At 56.8% G+C, this 18,367-nt stretch carries 18 protein-coding genes and 1 pseudogene; 7 read left to right on the forward strand and 12 right to left on the reverse strand.

Annotated features, from left to right (window positions below; translation table 11 throughout):
• Window positions 1-75 precede the first annotated feature (75 nt).
• Both ACA373_RS09275 and ACA373_RS09280 read right to left on the reverse strand, forming a co-directional pair.
• The gene (locus ACA373_RS09275) at window positions 76-810 is read right to left on the reverse strand and encodes an NADPH-dependent F420 reductase (RefSeq protein WP_370734369.1); all 735 of its coding nucleotides are present in this window, start codon (window positions 808-810) and stop codon (window positions 76-78) included.
• A gap of 24 nt (window positions 811-834) precedes the next feature.
• Window positions 835-1,191 carry a MarR family winged helix-turn-helix transcriptional regulator gene (locus tag ACA373_RS09280; protein ID WP_253459366.1) on the reverse strand — a complete coding sequence of 119 codons (357 nt, stop codon included), beginning with the start codon at window positions 1,189-1,191 and terminating at the stop codon, window positions 835-837.
• Window positions 1,192-1,620: 429 nt separating this feature from the next.
• On the opposite strand from ACA373_RS09280, the gene ACA373_RS09285 reads away from it, so the two are divergent.
• From ACA373_RS09285 to ACA373_RS09295, 3 genes are all read left to right on the forward strand, one after another.
• Window positions 1,621-2,397 (forward strand): MBL fold metallo-hydrolase, encoded by a 777-nt coding sequence (locus ACA373_RS09285; RefSeq protein WP_370734370.1) that lies wholly within the window; start codon window positions 1,621-1,623, stop codon window positions 2,395-2,397.
• A 57-nt stretch (window positions 2,398-2,454) separates the two neighbouring features.
• Window positions 2,455-3,417: a GlxA family transcriptional regulator gene (locus tag ACA373_RS09290; RefSeq protein ID WP_301252016.1), complete on the forward strand. Its 963-nt coding sequence runs from the start codon at window positions 2,455-2,457 to the stop codon at window positions 3,415-3,417.
• A gap of 473 nt (window positions 3,418-3,890) precedes the next feature.
• On the forward strand, window positions 3,891-5,045 hold the full coding sequence (locus ACA373_RS09295) for an epoxide hydrolase family protein (RefSeq protein WP_301252018.1): 1,155 nt from the start codon (window positions 3,891-3,893) through the stop codon (window positions 5,043-5,045).
• Window positions 5,046-5,207: 162 nt separating this feature from the next.
• Here the strand turns inward: ACA373_RS09295 and guaA are convergent, their stop codons facing one another.
• Window positions 5,208-6,788 (reverse strand): glutamine-hydrolyzing GMP synthase, encoded by a 1,581-nt coding sequence (gene guaA, locus ACA373_RS09300; protein ID WP_253459358.1) that lies wholly within the window; start codon window positions 6,786-6,788, stop codon window positions 5,208-5,210.
• A 77-nt stretch (window positions 6,789-6,865) separates the two neighbouring features.
• Window positions 6,866-8,332, reverse strand: coding sequence for an IMP dehydrogenase (gene guaB / locus ACA373_RS09305; RefSeq protein WP_253459355.1), 1,467 nt, complete (start codon window positions 8,330-8,332; stop codon window positions 6,866-6,868).
• A 170-nt stretch (window positions 8,333-8,502) separates the two neighbouring features.
• On the opposite strand from guaB, the gene xseA reads away from it, so the two are divergent.
• On the forward strand, window positions 8,503-9,873 hold the full coding sequence (gene xseA, locus ACA373_RS09310; RefSeq protein ID WP_370734371.1) for an exodeoxyribonuclease VII large subunit: 1,371 nt from the start codon (window positions 8,503-8,505) through the stop codon (window positions 9,871-9,873).
• A 45-nt stretch (window positions 9,874-9,918) separates the two neighbouring features.
• Here the strand turns inward: xseA and ACA373_RS09315 are convergent, their stop codons facing one another.
• Together ACA373_RS09315 and ACA373_RS09320 are read right to left on the reverse strand one after the other, a co-directional pair.
• Window positions 9,919-10,194, reverse strand: a complete 276-nt coding sequence (locus tag ACA373_RS09315; protein WP_253459350.1) for a type II toxin-antitoxin system YafQ family toxin — start codon at window positions 10,192-10,194, stop codon at window positions 9,919-9,921.
• Window positions 10,194-10,451: a type II toxin-antitoxin system RelB/DinJ family antitoxin gene (locus ACA373_RS09320; protein ID WP_253459348.1), complete on the reverse strand. Its 258-nt coding sequence runs from the start codon at window positions 10,449-10,451 to the stop codon at window positions 10,194-10,196. The genes ACA373_RS09315 and ACA373_RS09320 overlap by 1 nt, the downstream gene beginning before the upstream one ends.
• A gap of 226 nt (window positions 10,452-10,677) precedes the next feature.
• On the opposite strand from ACA373_RS09320, the pseudogene ACA373_RS09325 reads away from it, so the two are divergent.
• Window positions 10,678-10,788, forward strand: a pseudogene (locus ACA373_RS09325) (protealysin propeptide domain-containing protein); the annotation flags it as partial.
• A 187-nt stretch (window positions 10,789-10,975) separates the two neighbouring features.
• On the opposite strand, the gene ACA373_RS09330 reads toward ACA373_RS09325, so the two are convergent.
• From ACA373_RS09330 to ACA373_RS09340, 3 genes are read right to left on the reverse strand one after another with little or no spacing between them, the layout of a single operon-like run.
• Window positions 10,976-11,293, reverse strand: coding sequence for a contact-dependent growth inhibition system immunity protein (locus tag ACA373_RS09330; protein WP_370734372.1), 318 nt, complete (start codon window positions 11,291-11,293; stop codon window positions 10,976-10,978).
• A gap of 3 nt (window positions 11,294-11,296) precedes the next feature.
• Window positions 11,297-11,497 (reverse strand): RNase A-like domain-containing protein, encoded by a 201-nt coding sequence (locus tag ACA373_RS09335; RefSeq protein ID WP_370734373.1) that lies wholly within the window; start codon window positions 11,495-11,497, stop codon window positions 11,297-11,299.
• Window positions 11,436-11,780 (reverse strand): hypothetical protein, encoded by a 345-nt coding sequence (locus ACA373_RS09340; RefSeq protein WP_370734471.1) that lies wholly within the window; start codon window positions 11,778-11,780, stop codon window positions 11,436-11,438. Before ACA373_RS09340 ends, ACA373_RS09335 begins: the two co-directional genes overlap by 62 nt.
• 301 nt (window positions 11,781-12,081) lie before the next feature.
• Here ACA373_RS09340 and ACA373_RS09345 point away from each other — a divergent pair, with 301 nt between their 5' ends.
• Together ACA373_RS09345 and ACA373_RS09350 are read left to right on the forward strand one after the other, a co-directional pair.
• On the forward strand, window positions 12,082-13,095 hold the full coding sequence (locus tag ACA373_RS09345) for a M4 family metallopeptidase (RefSeq protein WP_301730805.1): 1,014 nt from the start codon (window positions 12,082-12,084) through the stop codon (window positions 13,093-13,095).
• Window positions 13,092-13,424 carry a protealysin inhibitor emfourin gene (locus tag ACA373_RS09350; RefSeq protein ID WP_370734374.1) on the forward strand — a complete coding sequence of 111 codons (333 nt, stop codon included), beginning with the start codon at window positions 13,092-13,094 and terminating at the stop codon, window positions 13,422-13,424. The genes ACA373_RS09345 and ACA373_RS09350 overlap by 4 nt, the downstream gene beginning before the upstream one ends.
• Window positions 13,425-13,471: 47 nt before the next feature.
• Here ACA373_RS09350 and ACA373_RS09355 read toward each other — a convergent pair whose 3' ends face one another.
• The 3 genes from ACA373_RS09355 to der all read right to left on the reverse strand — a co-directional run bounded on the left by ACA373_RS09355 (window position 13,472) and on the right by der (window position 18,282).
• A complete protein-coding gene (locus tag ACA373_RS09355; RefSeq protein WP_370734375.1) occupies window positions 13,472-15,904 on the reverse strand; it encodes a glucose/quinate/shikimate family membrane-bound PQQ-dependent dehydrogenase in 2,433 nt (810 codons plus the stop codon).
• Window positions 15,905-16,345: 441 nt separating this feature from the next.
• Entirely contained in the window at window positions 16,346-16,573 is a 228-nt protein-coding gene (locus ACA373_RS09360; protein WP_253459330.1) for a zinc ribbon domain-containing protein, read from the reverse strand.
• Window positions 16,574-16,791: 218 nt separating this feature from the next.
• Complete coding sequence (gene der / locus ACA373_RS09365; RefSeq protein ID WP_301252036.1) at window positions 16,792-18,282, reverse strand: ribosome biogenesis GTPase Der; 1,491 nt, start codon at window positions 18,280-18,282, stop codon at window positions 16,792-16,794.
• Window positions 18,283-18,367 lie beyond the last annotated feature (85 nt).

Genomic DNA, 18,367 nt, shown 5'->3' on the forward strand with positions numbered 1-18,367 from the left:
CGTTCTCCAATACGGCGTGTCTTTGGCGATATCTACAGCCCGAACGCCGTGATTATTGTCATTGTGCAAACGGCGTTATGCCGTCACTGCCCGGTTGCGGGCAACGATATGCTCGTGGGTCAGCGGTTCGCTGGCAGACATAAACTCTTTCAGCAGCGCCTCGCGGTTTACGGGGGCACGTTCTTTATCTGCCGCCAGCAGCGCCTTCTTCAGCGCCGCTGCGCTAAGTTCTGTACAGTAGGCTGGCGTACCGGGCTGCTGACGCCAGGACTCCGCGAGGCTACCGGCATCCACGGCATCAAACCCGGTATCGCTGACCAGCGCCATCGCGATGCGTTTGGCTGTTTCATCATCGCCAGCGACCGGAATGGCAATCCGTTCGGTTACGCCCACAGGCATCCCCTTGTCAGCCAGGGTAGCCGCCAGCACGGCATTCCAGGCTTTAATCAGCGGCCTGCCTGCCTGCTCGCTGGCCCAAACGCTTTCCGGCTTACCTTGCGCGAGAGCGGGAATAGCATCATCCCGAAACGGATAGTAGTTAGAGGTATCGATAACCGGTACGCTGGCCGGCACGGTTTTCAACAGTTCGGCCAGACCCTGGTGAGCGGTAAAGGGCGTTGACAGGATAACGGCGTCGGCGCCTTTGACGGCCTCTTCCCGCGTCACCGCCGTTGCGCCAGCCTTGCGGGCGACCTCGGCGATGGTTTCCGGCCCCCGTGAATTTGCCAGCCTGACGCTATGGCCGCAGGCAGAGAGTTTGGCTGCCAGTGTGGCGCCGATATTTCCCGCGCCAATAATGCCGATATTCATAAATGTCTCCTGATTGCTGAGGGGTTATTCGGCTGCCGGATGGGCAAAGTCATTGAGCGTGTCGCGTAGCTGAACCAGCCCTGCTTCCGTCAGTTTGCAGGCCGATCTGATTTGATCGGTCACGGCCCACAGGGTGTCACGCAGCGCCTCTCCGCTCTCTGTCAGCGTGACCAGCACCCGACGTTCGTCTTTTGGATCGCGTCGGCGGGATACTTTCCCCGCCGCTTCCAACCGCTTCAGGAGCGGCGTAATGGTGCCCGTATCCATCCCCAGCCTGCCGCCCAAATCCCCTACCGATCGGGGCGTTCCGTTAAACAATTCCAGCATCACCAGATACTGCGGGAAGGTCAGCCCCAGCGGATCGAGGAAAGGTTTATGCATCCGATTCATTCTGTTTGCCGCCCCGTAAAGGGCAAAGGAAAGCTCGGTACCTATCTCCCGGCGTTGTTTGTTAATAGTCATCTCGTAATATCTGTTGGTTGATTATCTAGTGCACTAGGTAATCCTGGCAGATTTTCCTGTCGCTTGCAAAAGGATCGCCAGGTAATTTGTGCGCTGATGCTTCAGAACGACCATAGTTGTCGCGGTATTTGCTTGATAGTAAAGGCATAGTGCGCTGGGAAGGCAGGCTGATTCAGCTGCGATCCTGATCGAAACGCCCCGGCACACCCTCGCTTTCAGGTTGGCCCAATCCCATCGCTTATTGACCATCGGGCTACTCACGCCTCGCTGTTGATCCTCCCTATACTGCTTCCGTACCTGCTTAAAAGCCTTTCGCTACGCGGAAAAAGACTACAGAAGGAAGAAACGATGAAACTGACGCAAATCCGTAACGCCACGCTTATTCTTGAATATGCGGGGAAAAAATTTCTTATCGATCCTATGCTGGCGGACAAAGAAGCCTGGCCGGGCTTTCCCGGAACGGCACGTCCGCATCTGCGTAACCCACTGGTGGCGCTGCCGGTTGCCGTGGATACCCTGCTGAACGTCGATGCGGTGATCGTGACCCATACCCATCTCGACCACTGGGACGATGCGGCGCAGCAGCTTATTCCTGACGACAAGCTTATTTTTACCCAGCACGATGCTGATGCCACGCTGATCCGCAGCCAGGGCTTTACCAACGTTCGCGTGTTGACGACGGAAAACAGCTATGAAGGCATTACTATCATTAAAACGGACGGGCAGCACGGCAGCGATGAAGCCTATGCAAACCCGGAAATGGCTGCCATGCTGGGTGATGCCTGCGGCCTGGTGTTCCGCCACGCCGATGAAAAAGTGCTGTATATCGCCGGCGATACTATCTGGGTGAAACCCTATGAGGAAAGCCTGCAAAGCCACCGGCCGGACGTCGTGGTGCTTAATGCCGGTTTTGCTCAGGTCGACGGTTATGGCGCCATTATTATGGGCACCGAAGATATCCTGCGTACTCACCAAATGCTGCCAGAGGCGACGATCGTGGCTTCGCATCTGGAAGCCGTTAATCACTGCGTGCTGACCCGCGCGGAAATCCGTGAGTTTGCTCAGCAAAAAGGTATGCAACAGAGCGTATGCGCGCCTGAAGATGGCGAAACGCTGGTATTCTGACGCTTTTGGGGAACCTGCTCAGTTCGGCGGGTTCCCAGCCCAGTCAGGAGAAAAAACGTGACCGTTCCTGTTGTTGCCGTGATTGCCACTGCCGGAGTCAGCACCTTTCACTTTTCCGTCCCCTGTATCGTTTTCGGCAAGGCGCTGCCCGAGCCGGATCGCTTCGATCTGCAAATCTGTGCGGAAACGCCCGGCAACGTTCTGTCCGATATTGGCCTGTTTATTAACGTAAAACACGGGCTGGCGCTGCTGGAAAAGGCCGATATTATCGTGGTGCCTTTCTGGGATCGTCCGGAAGAGAAACCCTCTCCGGCGCTGCTCAGCGCGCTAAAAGCAGCCTGGCGGCGCGGCGCAGAGGTGGTGGGATTATGTCTGGGCACCTACGTGCTGGCCTATGCAGGACTGCTGGAAAACCGACGCGCGGCTACGCACTGGGAATATGAAAAAGACTTCACGGAACGCTTCCCGCAGGTGCATCTTGATACCAACGCGCTTTATATCACTGATGAACGCCTGACCACTTCCGCCGGGACGGCTGCCGGCATCGACTGCTGCCTGAGTATCGTGCGCGATCGTTATGGCAGCGTGTTAGCCAACAAGGTCGCCAGGCGCATGGTGATGCCGCCCTATCGGGAAGGCGGACAGGCGCAGTATATCGAGCGTCCCGTCCCGGAAACCACTCGCGATAATGCGATTAACGAACTGATCGGCTATCTGCGCAGAAACCTCGAAAGACCGCACACTATCGATTCGCTGGCGGCCTTTTGCAATATGAGCCGCCGCACCCTGACCCGCCACTTTTTTGCCGCTACCGGCCTGACGCTGAGCGACTGGCTGATCGGCGAGCGGCTTCAGCGCAGCCAGGTGCTGCTGGAGTCGACGGATCACAGTATTGAGGTGGTGGCAGCCATGTCGGGATTTCAGTCGCCGGTATCGTTCCGACAGAATTTTAAACACCGGTTTGCCGTCAGCCCCAGCGAATGGCGTCGGGCCTTCAGAGGGCCGGACGCGCTGCTGTAGAGAGCAGGATGCCGCTGATGAGAAGCTGTTGCGCGCGCCTGCAAAGCTCTGGTTATGGCAGCGATAACGGCGACTTTCCGCTACGCCAGCGGGTAGCCGATGGCGTTAGCAGTATGGCGCTACTCCCGCCCGGCAGGACAAGATAATAAAGTCCAAATTGGGTCAACGATATGGCCTGCAACTTATCCATGCCTTGTTTGTTCGTTAATTAAACGGTAACGTCAGGAATCAACACGTATAACCGTTGCTTTACTCATCCGCATCCACTAACCAACAGGTGCTTTATGGATCACACCACCCGGCAATATCGGGACGCTGTCCACCCTTATCAGCGTAGCGCGCGCTAACGCCTGCGCGTAAACCCCCTTTCCCGCCCGGCAGGGTTTGCAAGATAGCGGCTCACGCCATAGCCTGCGGGAATGGGCTTCCATCCGCGACACACTGGCCCACACCTCTATGCAAGGAATCAAACGATGACCAGTCCTGTAGAGTCCTTCCCCATTCACATTCCCCAGACGCAGCTTGACGATCTGGCCCAGCGCCTGGCGCAAACCCGGTGGCCAGATCCGGAAACCGTAAGCGACAACAGCCAGGGGCCGAAGCTTGAACGTCTTCGCGCTCTGGTAGCGCACTGGCAAAAAGACTATGACTGGCGCGCCACTGAAACCCAGCTCAACCAGTGGAACAGCAGCCGCACTGAGATCGACGGCCTCGGCATTCACTTTCTGCATATTCGCTCGCCCCATTCTGACGCCCTTCCCTTGCTGATGACCCACGGGTGGCCAGGCTCTGTTCTTGAATTCAGGGCAATGATCGGCCCGCTTACCGACCCTACGGCCTATGGGGGGCAAGCCAGCGATGCGTTCCATTTGGTTATCCCTGCGCTACCGGGTTTTGGTTTCAGTGATAAGCCAACTTCCCCGGGATGGGGCGTGGGTAAAACCGCCAGCGCCTGGGTGCAGCTAATGGCGCGTTTGGGCTATGGCCAGCGCTGGGCTGCCCAGGGTGGAGACTGGGGATCGGCCGTGACCACCGCTCTGGGGCATATGCGCCCGCCAGGCCTGGTCGGCATTCACCTGAACATGGTGATGTATCAGCCGACCCAGGATGAAATCGCGCAGGCCACCCCTGAAGAGCAGCGCATGCTGGCTGATGCGCAACGCTACGACCAGGAGCTTTCGGGCTATATGAAGGTGCAAAGCACCCGGCCGCAGTCGGTAGGTTTTGCCCTGGCAGACTCCCCCGTGGGCCTGGCCGCATGGATATACGCGCTATTTCAGGACGCCTCCGACAGCGGCGGCGAGCCTGAGCGGGCAATCGACATCAACGCCCTGATCGATGACATCATGCTGTACTGGCTGCCTAACGCCGGCCCAGGCTCGGTCCGCTTCTACTGGGAAGGAATACGTGAAATGCAACAGCAAGGTCCCGCTTCTGCCATCCCCACCCCTGCGGGCGTGAGCATGTTTCCGGGCGAGCTGCTTCGTCTCTCACGGCGCTGGGCGCAGGCGCGTTTCGAGGATTTGAGGTTCTTTGCGGAAGCTGAGCACGGCGGCCACTTTGCCGCGATGGAAAACCCGGCAGTGCTTACCGACCATGTGCGTGAGACTTTTCGCTTGCTGCGTTGAGCGGACAAGCGTGCCTGATACCCTGTCAGCATTAACTAACTGAACAGGGTTTCGAGGGGCTTTTCTGATGAGGCCTGCACTGCGCACCAAAACGATTGATGACGCAGAAAAACCACTGCCTGTTTTTATTCCAGGTATAAAAACAGGCGGTTAACTACAGTACTATTCCCACTCGATCGTCGCCGGCGGCTTGCCGGAGATATCGTAAACCACGCGGGAAATACCGTTGATTTCATTGATGATGCGGTTAGAGACGCGGCCCAGGAACTCATAAGGCAGGTGCGCCCAGTGCGCGGTCATAAAGTCGATGGTTTCTACCGCACGCAGCGAAACCACCCAGTCATACTTACGCCCGTCGCCCATCACGCCTACTGAACGTACAGGCAGGAACACGGTGAACGCCTGGCTGACTTTGTTATACAGATCGGCCTTGTGCAGCTCTTCGATAAAGATCGCATCGGCGCGACGCAGCAGATCGCAATACTCTTTCTTCACTTCGCCCAGCACGCGCACGCCCAGACCCGGTCCAGGGAACGGATGACGGTAAAGCATGTTGTACGGCAGGCCAAGCTCCAGGCCGATTTTACGCACTTCGTCTTTGAACAGCTCACGCAGCGGTTCAACCAGGCCCATCTTCATCTCTTTCGGCAGGCCGCCCACGTTGTGGTGCGACTTGATAACGTGCGCTTTGCCGGTAGCAGAAGCGGCGGATTCGATCACGTCCGGATAGATGGTGCCCTGCGCCAGCCACTTCACGTCTTCCAGCTTCAGCGCCTCTTCATCGAACACTTCCACGAAGACGCGGCCAATGATTTTTCGCTTGGCTTCCGGCTCGTCGACGCCCGCCAGCGCGTCCAGGAAACGTTTTTCGCCTTCCACGTGGACAATGTTCAGGCCAAAGTGATCGCCGAACATCTCCAGCACCTGCTCCGCTTCGTTCAGGCGCAGCAGGCCGTTGTCGACGAATACGCAGGTCAGACGATCGCCGATGGCGCGGTGCAGCAGCATCGCGGTCACGGAAGAGTCCACGCCGCCGGACAGGCCCAGGATCACCCTGTCGTTGCCCACCTGCACGCGCAGGCGCTCAACCGCATCTTCGATGATTTTTGCCGGCGTCCACAGCGCTTCACACTGGCAGATATCCAGCACAAAACGCTCCAGCATCCGCTGGCCCTGACGCGTGTGCGTCACTTCCGGGTGGAACTGCACGCCGTACAGGCGCTTCTCTTCGTTAGCCATAATGGCGAAGGGGCAGCTTTCGGTGCTGGCAACGGTCACAAAATCGGACGGGATAGCGGTAACTTTGTCGCCGTGGCTCATCCAGACGTCCAGCAGCGGTTTGCCGTCCGCGCTCAGGGAATCTTCAATGCCGCGAGTCAGCGCGCTGTCCACGCCAACTTCTACCTGCGCATAGCCAAACTCGCGCTCGCTGGAGCCTTCCACCTTGCCGCCAAGCTGCAGCGCCATGGTCTGCATCCCGTAGCAAACGCCGAATACCGGCACGCCCGCGTTGAAAACGTATTCCGGCGCGCGCGGGCTGTTGTGTTCGGTGGTGCTTTCCGGGCCGCCGGAAAGAATGATGCCGTTTGGATTAAACTGGCGGATCTGCTCTTCAGTGACGTCCCACGCCCAAAGTTCACAGTAGACGCCCAGCTCGCGCACGCGGCGTGCCACCAGCTGCGTATACTGCGAGCCGAAATCAAGGATCAGGATGCGGTGTTTATGGATATTTTCCGTGGTCATTGGGCTATTCCAGAGCGATAAACAAATACAGGGATTAAGTAAAATGCCCGGTCAGCGCCGGGCATCGGGCCGGGTTATCAGGAACCCATGCGGTAGTTTGGCGACTCTTTGGTAATGGTGACGTCGTGCACGTGGCTTTCGGTGATGCCCGCGCCGCTGATGCGAACGAATTCCGCTTTGGTGCGCAGAGCTTCGATGGTGCCGCAGCCGGTCAGACCCATACAGGAGCGCAGGCCGCCCATCTGCTGATGTACGATCTCTTTCAGACGGCCTTTATAGGCCACGCGACCTTCGATACCTTCCGGCACCAGCTTGTCCGCCGCGTTATCGGTCTGGAAGTAACGGTCGGAAGAGCCTTTGGACATCGCGCCCAGCGAGCCCATGCCGCGATAGGATTTGAACGAGCGGCCCTGATACAGTTCGATTTCGCCCGGCGATTCTTCGGTGCCCGCCAGCATAGAGCCGACCATCACCGCGCTGGCGCCAGCCGCAATCGCCTTGGCGATGTCGCCGGAGAAGCGAATGCCGCCGTCGGCGATAACAGGAATACCGGTACCTTCCAGCGCGGCGACCGCGTCAGAAACTGCAGTGATCTGCGGCACGCCCACGCCGGTGACGATACGGGTGGTACAGATGGAGCCAGGGCCGATACCCACTTTCACCGCACTTACGCCAGCCTCAACCAGCGCCAGCGCGCCAGCGCCGGTCGCGACGTTGCCGCCGAGGATCTGCAGGTCAGGATATTTAGCACGGGTTTCACGGATACGCTGCAATACGCCTTCAGAGTGGCCGTGAGAAGAGTCAATCAGCAGCACGTCAACGCCAGCCGCGACCAGCGCGTCCACGCGCTCTTCGTTGCCCGCGCCCGCGCCTACCGCTGCGCCGACGCGCAGACGACCTTCCTGGTCTTTACAGGCGTTAGGCTTGCGTTCGGCTTTCTGGAAATCTTTAACGGTGATCATGCCCAGCAGATGGAAAGCATCGTCCACCACCAGCGCTTTTTCGATGCGTTTTTCGTGCATCTTTTGCAGCACGACTTCACGCGCTTCGCCTTCGCGTACGGTGACCAGACGCTCTTTTGGCGTCATGACCGCCGAAACCGGCAGGCTCATATCGGTGACGAAACGCACGTCGCGGCCGGTGATGATACCTACCAGCTCGTTGTCGCCGTTAACCACCGGATAGCCCGCAAAGCCGTTACGCTCGGTCAGCAGCTTCACTTCGCTCAGCGCCGTAGTGGGCAGCACGGTTTGCGGATCGGTCACCACGCCGCTTTCATGTTTCTTCACCTTGCGGACTTCTTCCGCCTGGCGCTCGATGGACATATTTTTATGAATAAAGCCCAGCCCGCCTTCCTGCGCCAGCGCAATAGCCAGGCCCGCTTCGGTCACGGTGTCCATAGCCGCAGAGAGCATAGGAATATTCAGGCGAATGGTTTTGGTAAGCTGGGTACTGAGGTCGGCCGTATTAGGCAACACAGTCGAATGAGCGGGAACGAGCAGCACGTCGTCAAATGTCAGGGCTTCTTTAGCGATTCTTAGCATGGCAATATCTCAACCTCAGGGTGAATGAGAACTTGTAAAATATTGCCGCGGCATTATACAGGGCGTAATCGATTGCCTCCAGCATTATTTACGAAAAACTCTTGATCCCTCCCGTCAGGCATGTAGTATCGGTTAATTAACCCTCTGATTTAAAGTTTGATCTCTATCACATGTCGCTACCGCCAACCGCCAATATTTTTACCGTCAGCCGCCTGAATACCACGGTGCGCAAGCTGCTGGAAATGGAGATGGGCCAGGTCTGGCTGAGCGCCGAGATCTCTAACTTTTCCCAGCCCTCTTCCGGCCACTGGTATTTTACGCTGAAGGACGACGGCGCACAGGTACGCTGCGCGATGTTCCGCAACAGTAACCGCCGCGTAACCTTTCGTCCGCAAAACGGCCAGCAGGTGCTGGTCAGGGCCACCATCACGCTTTATGAGCCGCGCGGCGACTATCAGCTGATTGCCGAAAGTATGCAGCCTGCCGGCGACGGCCTGCTTCAGCAGCAGTTTGAACAGCTGAAGCAAAAGCTGACGAGCGAAGGCCTGTTTGAACAGAGCCATAAGCAGCCGCTGCCCGATCCTGCACGCCAGGTAGGCGTGATCACCTCTGCCACCGGCGCGGCGCTGCACGATGTGCTGCGGGTTTTACACCGCCGCGACCCTTCCCTGCCGGTGGTGATTTATCCCACGCCGGTTCAAGGGGCGGATGCGCCAGCCAGCATCGTGCGCGCCATTGAGCTGGCCAACCAGCGCGCAGAGTGCGACGTGCTGATCGTCGGACGCGGCGGCGGCTCGCTGGAAGATCTGTGGAGCTTCAACGACGAGCGCGTGGCGCGGGCAATTTTCGCCAGCCGCATCGCTATCGTCAGCGCCGTAGGGCACGAAACCGATGTGACCATCGCCGACTTTGTGGCGGATCTGCGCGCGCCCACGCCTTCTGCGGCGGCCGAGCTGGTCAGCCGCAACCAGCTTGAGCTGCTGCGCCAGCTTCAGTCGCAGCAGACAAGGCTGGAAATGGCGATGGACTACTATCTTGCGCAGCAGAACCGCACCTTTACCCGCCTGCACCACCGTTTACAGCAGCAGCATCCCCAGCTACGGCTGGCGCGCCAGCAGACGAAGCTGATGCGGCTCCACCGCAGGCTGGATGACGCCATGCAGCTGCGACTGCGCCAGGCCGCTCGTCAGCAGGAACAGGCTACGCAGCGGCTTGCCGCCACGCAGCCGCAGAACCGGCTTTATCGCGCGCAGCAGCAGCTTCAGCAGTGGCGCTACCGTTTACAGCAGGCGATGCAGGCGCAGCTCAACGGCGGCAAACAGCAGTTCGCCACGCTGGCGGCCCAGCTGGAAGGCGTCAGCCCGTTGGCGACGCTGGCGCGCGGTTTCAGCGTCACTACGGCAGCCGACGGTCAGGCCATTAAAAAGGCCGCGCAGCTGAAGGCGGGCGACAGGCTGAAAACCCGGCTGAGCGACGGCTGGGTAGAGAGCGAAGTCACGGCGGTCACGCCCGTTAAAAAAGCCCGCGCTAAAAAGGCGTGAGGCTTTTGGCAGACATATCGCTTCGCCGCCTTCGGGTTTCTCACCTCAGGCGCTGCTGAAGATATCCTGATGCGTACCGGTTCTTGCGAGTTTGAGATCGTTACCTACGACTTTGTAAATCAAGATCCAGTCGCCTTCGATATGCGCATCGCGGTAGCCGCGCCAGGTGCCCTGCAAAGGATGATCTTCATATTCAGAGGGGATCTTCCTCCCCTCGGCCAACAACGTGATTAATATTTTCAGTCGGGTCATATCTTTGCCGCGTCGTTGCTGTCTTTTTATATCTCCTTTGAAGGCACTCGCCAGTACCGGTTTTAACATCAGATCCCTGTGTCCTTAAACAGAGCGTCAGCGGATTCAAAGCGTTCTCCGTGGCCATTATCCAGCTCTTCCATAGCAGCCTGGGTAGCCACATTTGGGGTTTTTACCTCAAAAGGAAGACGGCCTTCGTCCGCCACGCGGATCATTACCATGCGGATTACATCCGATGTGCTGAGGCCCATTTTGTTAAGGGCAGCGACGGCTCGTTCCTTGATATCTTGCGGGATACGAGCCTTTACCAGTGCATCTGCGTTCATATTTACTCCTTCGGTCAAGGCTAAATGGTCGGGGTAGCTCCGCCTGATATTGTGGACACAACAAGACCACATTTCAAGCGTCCTTTTCGCCATTCAGCGTTGCCGTAAACAAATCTACCCTCTGAAGAAACCAAAAGAAAATCGCTGTTTTAAAAATGCGGGACGCGCCGCAGGCTTGTTTATTCGGGTACGCAAAGGATATTTACGATGGACCAGGGAGCATGGTATGCATTATGGCGTCATCTCTCCCTATATTCTGCGCAAAATCATTGATAACGGCTCCGGCCTGCGGCAGAGTTGCGCGCGTCAGACTCTGGCGCACGTGCAGATGCTGATGGCGGCGCAGCTGAAGGGCGGAGATTGCTGATTTATTATCTGGATAATCGTTTTAAAAACGCGTCAACTTGCTTAATAAATTTTTCAATCACATCCTGATACTCAAGATACGTATCTACGATTTAAGGGTATGCGTCTCCCCAGTCTGGATTAAATAAGATCCGGAAAAAAAGCGGATGTTCAAAAAATCAGATGCCATCCCGCTTTTTTTTGAGGTAGGCTGATAACCAATCAAGAAAACCAATAAGCGTCGCAGTATATTCCCTTGTGTCACCTGCGGAACCTCGCGTTAATTCATTCAGCGCTACTGCGGCCGTTTCATTATCTGGATAAGTACGCCGAAAATCATCGATATTACGAATTAAATTATCAAGATAATGCGGGCCGTCTTCGAGATAAATTTTGAAAGCAGCGTCAACAATCTCTGGATAACTGTCGCCATATTCATCGCTGTCCTGGCCGAAAAAGACGACGAAGAAATTGCTGACAGGGGTGAAGTTTTTCATATTTCAAAGTACCGGATAAGCTGTGGCGATGTAATAAGGCTTGTTGTTATATTGCTTTTTCTTCATAACAACCTCGATCCTGGTCGCACTTGCCGCCTGGGTTGCATCATATTTAACCACAACTCCTATCCTGGATTTAACGTCATAGCTGAAGACAAGATAAGTTTGAAGCGCCGAGCTCTCTGGCAATACCCGCTGTGGCACGAGCGGTCAATGATGCTGTCTTTTTGCCAGTGTATACCTGATAAGCCGATGAACCGATCCCGTCCAGGCTGTGAGCGCCCACAATAATACAACCCGCCTTGGTCAAACCTGTAGGCTCGGGCACCAGACACAGAGCAGTCGCGCTGGCAAGTTCGAGTACGCTCCCCAGAAATCCTACTCCGCCCCATATGCGGTTGCTGATTGCATCCCCTGTAGCGGTTTCATCTGCCATTACAGCCGCAAGCTGTACCGGCGTCATCGCAATAGTTAAACCGTTTTCCATAACATGTCATTGTTCAATAATTATCCGATCCCGATAGTAATGGCCCTGGCCACATCAGGAAAACCAGTTCCGGCACTAACTCTATTTTTTAAGAAAAAAGACTGGTTTTGCATAAAATAGCCTGTCCAAATTGGGATTTCTGGCTGCCTTATCGCTCTGACGTCCTGCATTACTTTGACGAGAACCCAGGCTGTGGCGGCTCCTGCAGACATAGTGCGACTATGCCGCAGGCCCGTTTATGCGCGTACGCAAAGCAGCCACTATACTTTTTGGACATTTACGATGGACCAAGGAGCATGGTATGCATTACGGCGTCATCCCTCCCTATATGCTGAGCAAAATCATTGATAACGGCTCCGGCCTGCAGCAGAGCTGCGCGCGCCAGACTCTGGCGCACGTGCAGACGCTGATGGCGGAAACCTGGGTCAAACCGGACGGGGCAAAAACCGCCACGCCGGGCCAGGTCCAGCGGGAAATCTATGATTCAGAGCAGACCCAAAATCTTCCCGGCACGCTGGTGCGCAGCGAAGGCCAGTCAGGCAATAACGACGTTGCCGCCAATGAGGCTTACGACTATCTTGGCGTCACCTACGACTTTTTCTGGCAGGCCTATAAGCGTAATTCCCTGGATAATCAGGGGCTGACGCTGAAAGGCACCGTGCACTATGGCAAAGACTATCAGAACGCCTTCTGGAACGGTCAGCAAATGGTGTTCGGCGACGGCGACGGCGAAATTTTCAATCGTTTTACCATCGCGCTGGATGTGGTCGGCCACGAGCTGGCGCACGGCGTAACGGAAACCGAAGCCGGCCTGATCTATTTTGAGCAGGCGGGCGCGCTGAATGAATCGCTGTCGGACGTGTTTGGCTCGCTGGTTAAGCAGTTCAGCCGCAAGCAGACGGCCGATCAGGCGGACTGGCTAATCGGCGAAGGGCTGCTGGCCGAAGGCATTAACGGCAAAGGGCTGCGCTCTATGTCGGCGCCGGGAACGGCCTACGACGATCCGCTGCTGGGCAAAGATCCTCAGCCTGCGGATATGAAAGGCTATATCCAGACGCGCGAAGACAACGGCGGCGTGCATCTGAACTCCGGCATTCCCAATCGCGCTTTCTATCTGGCCGCGAAGACGCTCGGCGGCTACGCCTGGGAGCTGGCCGGCTACGCCTGGTACGACACGGTATGCGATAAAACGCTGCCGCAGAATGCCGACTTTAAAACTTTCGCGCAGTATACTGTTAATCACGGTCAGAAACGTTTTAATAAATCGGTAGGTCAGGCCATTGAAAATGCCTGGAAGGAGGTTGGCGTGTTATGAATTCACTTCCGGAACTGAGCGACGACGCGATCATCGACGTGGCGCGCGAAGGCGGTTTTGCTTTTATCCCTAAACTGTCCAGCCCAAGACGCATCGCGCTGGCCCAACTGGATCCTCCGCAGCGGGAACATGTGTGCAGCGTATTGCGCCACGCGCTGCGGCTGGGAGAACCGCCGGGAGAGCAAAGCCGCGCCGGAAGAGGCGATCAGCGCTATTACCGTATCGAAATCAGCTATGCCACGCAGCAGCAGGTCGGCAATCTGGTGATCCTAATTCCTGAGGATCTGGCGCCGCCCGAGCTGGTGCAGCTCTGGCACAATGGCCAGTAGCCAGAAAAAAGCCCCGCCGTTGCTGGCGGGGCTTTTTATTATCGCGCTTATTTATCCAGCGCGTAAGCAATTACGTAGTCGCCGCGATCCGGGGACTGACGCGCGCCGCCGGCTGAAATCAGGATGTACTGCTTGCCTGTTTTCGGCAACTTGTAGCTAATGGGGCCGCCCTGACTGCCAACCGGCAGACGTGCTTTCCACACCTCTTTACCGGTAGCCGTGTCAAACGCGCGCAGATAGTAATCCTGCGTGCCCGCGATAAACACCAGGCCGCCCTGCGTAGCCAGCGTGCCGCCCAGCGTCGGCATCCCTACCGGCATCTGCGCGTGCATTTTGATGCCGAACGGGCCGGTATCCTGCACCGTACCAACCGGAACCTGCCACACCAGCTTCTGCGTTTTCAGATCGATAGCAGAGAGCGTACCGAACGGCGGTTTCTGGCAAGGAATGCCCAGCGGCGACATAAAGCGGTTTTTGTTTACCGCATAAGGCGTGCCTTTCAGCGGCACCGCACCCATGCCGGTGTTGATCGCTTCCCCGCCGTTACTGCCGCGAGCGGTAGCGCCGGTATTGGCCGGGATCATCTGCACCCACAGGCCAAGACGCATGTCGTTGACGAAGATGTAGTGATTGTTCGGATCGGTAGACAGGCTGCCCCAGTTCATGCCGCCCAGCGAGCCAGGGAAGCTCAGGGCTTTGTCGGTGCCCGGCACGGTGTACAGGCCATCGTAGCGCATGGATTTAAAGGCCACGCGGCAGGCAAGCTGATCGAACGGCGTAGCGCCCCACATATCAGACTCTTTCAGCGTTTCCGCGCCAATCTGCGGCATGCCGACAGACTTAGGCTGCGTTGGCGTATACTGCTCGTTCGGGATATTGCCTTTTTTAACCGGTACTTCTTTCACTTCGGTCAGCGGCTTGCCGGTCAGACGATCCAGCACGTAGATCTGGCCCGCTTTGGTGCCAATCACTACGGCCGGTTTGCTGGTGCCATCCTTCATAGGGAAGTCGATCAGGCTTGGCTGCATCGGCAGGTCAAAGTCCCACAGATCGTTGTGCACGGTCTGGTAAACCCACTTCTCTTTGCCGGTAGTCGCATCGACCGCCAGAATGGAAGCGCCATATTTATGGTTCAGCGCGGTACGCGTTGCGCCATACAGATCGACCGACGAACTGCCCATTGGCATAAACACGGTATTCATCGCGGGATCGTAGGACATCGGCGCCCAGGAATTAGGCGTGCTGCGGGCATAGCTCTGGCCCGGCTGCAATTTTGCATTCGGATCGTCATTGCCCGTATCAAAGGCCCAGCGCATCTGGCCGGTAATCACGTCAAAGCCACGGATCACGCCGCCAGGCATATCGGTCTGGACGTTATCCGCAACGCGGCCGCCGACCACAACGGTGGTGCCCGCAAGCGTTGGCGCAGAGGTCAGCTGATATTTTGGATCCTGCGCTTCGCCCAGGCCCGCTTTCAGGTCAACCACACCGTGGTCGCCAAAGTTCTGGCACAGTTCGCCATTGTCGGCGTTGATAGCCATCAGGCGCGCATCGATGGTATTCATCAGCAGACGACGCTGGCAGCTGTCGCCCGCAGGCAGCACGGCCTGCGGCACCGGCGTAGAACCAGGCACTGAAGGCTGTTTCAGTGGCTGAGTGGCGTCAAAGTAAGCCAGGCCGCGACAGCGGTTCCAGACCTCTGCCTGCGCATTCACCACGTGTTCCCACATCTTTTTCCCCGTGTCGGCGTTGACCGCGATCACGTTGTTGTGCGGCGTGCAAAGGTAGAGCACATCGCCAATCTGCAAAGGCGTTTGCTGATCTTCCGCGCCGTTGCCGGTTGGGCTGTCAGGAATATCGCCGGTACGGAAAGTCCAGGCTATCTTCAGGTCTTTCACGTTGTCGCGCGTGATCTGGTCCAGCGCCACAAAGCGGCTGCCGCCCGGCGTATTGCCGTAGTTGTCCCAGTTTTTCTGTTCGGTCGCTTTATTTACCGGCACCAGCGGCAGTTCGCTGCCGTCGGCAACCGGCGCGTGCGGCTGGAACATCTGTACAAAGGTCGCCACCAGGCCTACAACCAGCACGGCAGCAGAAATATAAGCAGGCTTAGCCGCAGCAGATTTCCCTTCGTGCCTGCGCAGCGCGGGCAGCGTAATCAAGGCCAGCAGCATCAGCCCGGCGATGGTCATCAGGCGCGAAACCAGCGGCCAGAAATCCAGACCGACCTCCAGCAGCGCCCAGATTACCGTGCCGATAAAGACCAGCGCGTAAACCGCAACGGCGGAAGATTTGCGGCGGAAAAACTGGATAGCGGCAATCACGGTCAAAATACCGGCGATCATGAAATACCAGCTGCCGCCCAGCGACAGCAGTTTTCCGCCACCAACCACGAAGAACAGGCCGGTTGCCAGCAAGATCAGGCCCAGCAGAACGCACCACAGGCCCAGCCATTTCGACGACCGGGCATTTGTTTGAGACATGGAAAAACACTCCTGGAAAACAGCGTTTAGCGTAATCTCAGGCTGCTTCTGCACCCATTTTAAACGGGCGCGGCGTAAAGCAACTCAACATTATGCTATAGACGCTTAACAAGGCGATACGGGTTGACCCCGTCCTGCGTTGGCGGCCTGCCGACCGCTAACGGCAAAATTGTACCACGCGGTTCATAAATAACTACACACAAAATTAACAAACTTCACACTCGTGCGTATTAAGCACATTTATTGGTACGTTATTTTAACTTTTACTAAACAATTTCGCGGGATAATAGTTTACGCCAGCTTAATAAGCAGCACGCGGCGGTACGAAAAAAGAAAGGGTTAAAGCGGATTCAGGGCGGGGAAATAAAAGCAGAATTGATGAAAATGGCCTCGCCACTTAGCAGCAACCTGCATTCAGAGCGAAGCATTATTTTAATACGCTTACAGCGATTCAATCAGCGGCCTGAAGACAACCCGCTTTCTGGATATTAAGCCGTCGCCGTTAGGGCAAAAATAGTCGGTAGCGCCGCAGGCCTTGAGGAGCTGTAGCGGCCGATCGCAATCAGGGCAGATAGCTTTGGCGGCAAAATCACGCTGGCAGCTGGCGCAGTACAGCCGTTCATCCTGGATGACAAGGGGATGCTGGCAAATCGGGCAGTGTTCACTCATCGTTTTCTCCTGTTTTATTTGATAAGTATAAAACAAAGTTGCACCGCCGCATTTAAGAAGCAGCCTTTGTCGGGCAATAAGAAAAGAGTTAACCGGCTGGCGGCCCGCAAAGAGAAAAGCCGCTCGCCGACATCAATTCCGACCCCAAAAAAGCGAGCCCGACAGAATGCCGGGCCCGGAAAACACCGTTGTCAGGGCGATAAGGCATCGCCCGCAAATCAGCGTTTGTTCTTTTTCAGATGGCTCAGCAGGCGTTTGCGCTTGCGTTGCTGGTTAGGCGTCAGCAGGTTGCGTTTACCGGCAAAAGGGTTATCCCCTTCTTTAAACTGGATGCGAATAGGCGTACCCATCACTTCCAGCGAGCGGCGGAAGTAGTTCATCAGATAGCGCTTGTAGGAATCCGGCAGATCTTTCACCTGGTTGCCGTGGATCACCACAATCGGCGGGTTGTAGCCGCCGGCATGCGCATACTTCAGCTTCACGCGGCGACCGCGCACCAGCGGCGGCTGATGATCGTCGGCTGCCATATTCATAATGCGGGTCAGCATTGAGGTATTCACGCGACGGGTTGAGCAGTCGTAAGCTTCGGTAACCGATTCGAACAGGTTGCCTACGCCGCTGCCGTGCAGCGCGGAGATAAAGTGCACGCGGGCAAAATCGATAAAGCCAAGACGGAAGTCGAGGGTTTCTTTAACTTCTTCGCGCACTTCCTGCGACAGGCCGTCCCATTTGTTCACCACAATCACCAGCGAGCGACCGCTGTTGAGGATAAAGCCGAGCAGCGACAGATCCTGATCGGAAATCCCTTCGTGGGCGTCGATCACCAGCATCACCACGTTAGCGTCTTCGATCGCCTGTAGCGTTTTGATCACCGAGAACTTCTCGACCGTTTCGGTAATTTTGCCGCGCTTGCGCACGCCTGCCGTGTCGATCAGGATATATTCGCGGCCGTCGCGTTCCATAGGGATATAGATGCTGTCGCGCGTGGTGCCCGGCATATCGTAAACCACAACGCGATCCTCACCGAGGATACGGTTAGTCAGCGTGGATTTACCCACGTTAGGCCGACCGACGATAGCCAGCTTGATCGGCAGATCCAGCGGGTTGAAGTCGTCTTCCTCTTCTTCCTGCTCTGCGCCGCTCTCTTTCGCCGCCAGCTCCGCCCAGTAGGCTTCGTTCTCTTCTTCTTCCGTCAGCTCCGCCTGCGGCGCAACCTCATCCATCCACGGCAGCAGCACCATTTCCAGCAGGCCGGTAACGCCACGACCGTGCGAAGCGGCGATAGCATGGATTTCACCCAGCCCCAGCGAATAGAAATCGACCACGGCGGAATCCGGATCCATGCCGTCGGTTTTGTTGGCTACCAGAAAAGTGGGTTTCTGGCGTGAGCGCAAATGTTGGGCAATGGCCTGATCGGCAGGCATCAGGCCCGCACGCGCATCAACCATAAACAGCACCACGTCGGCCTCTTCGATCGCCAGCAGCGACTGTTCGGCCATACGGGTTTCCACGCCCTCTTCATTGCCATCGATACCGCCGGTATCAATGCAGATAAACTCACGCCCTTCGACCTCGGCGCGACCATACTTACGGTCACGGGTTAGCCCAGGAAAATCCGCTACCAGCGCATCTCGCGTGCGCGTAAGACGGTTAAAAAGTGTAGATTTTCCCACATTGGGACGCCCGACCAGCGCGACCACAGGTACCATATTGAAGCCTCATTACTAAAATTAAACGCCTGACCGCTTGCAACTTGATTACTGGCGCACACGCAGGCTGAAGGCGTAGAGGATA

It is taken from the genome of Erwinia sp. STN24 (assembly GCF_041320675.1).
Taxonomy (GTDB): Bacteria; Pseudomonadota; Gammaproteobacteria; order Enterobacterales; family Enterobacteriaceae; genus Erwinia; species Erwinia aeris.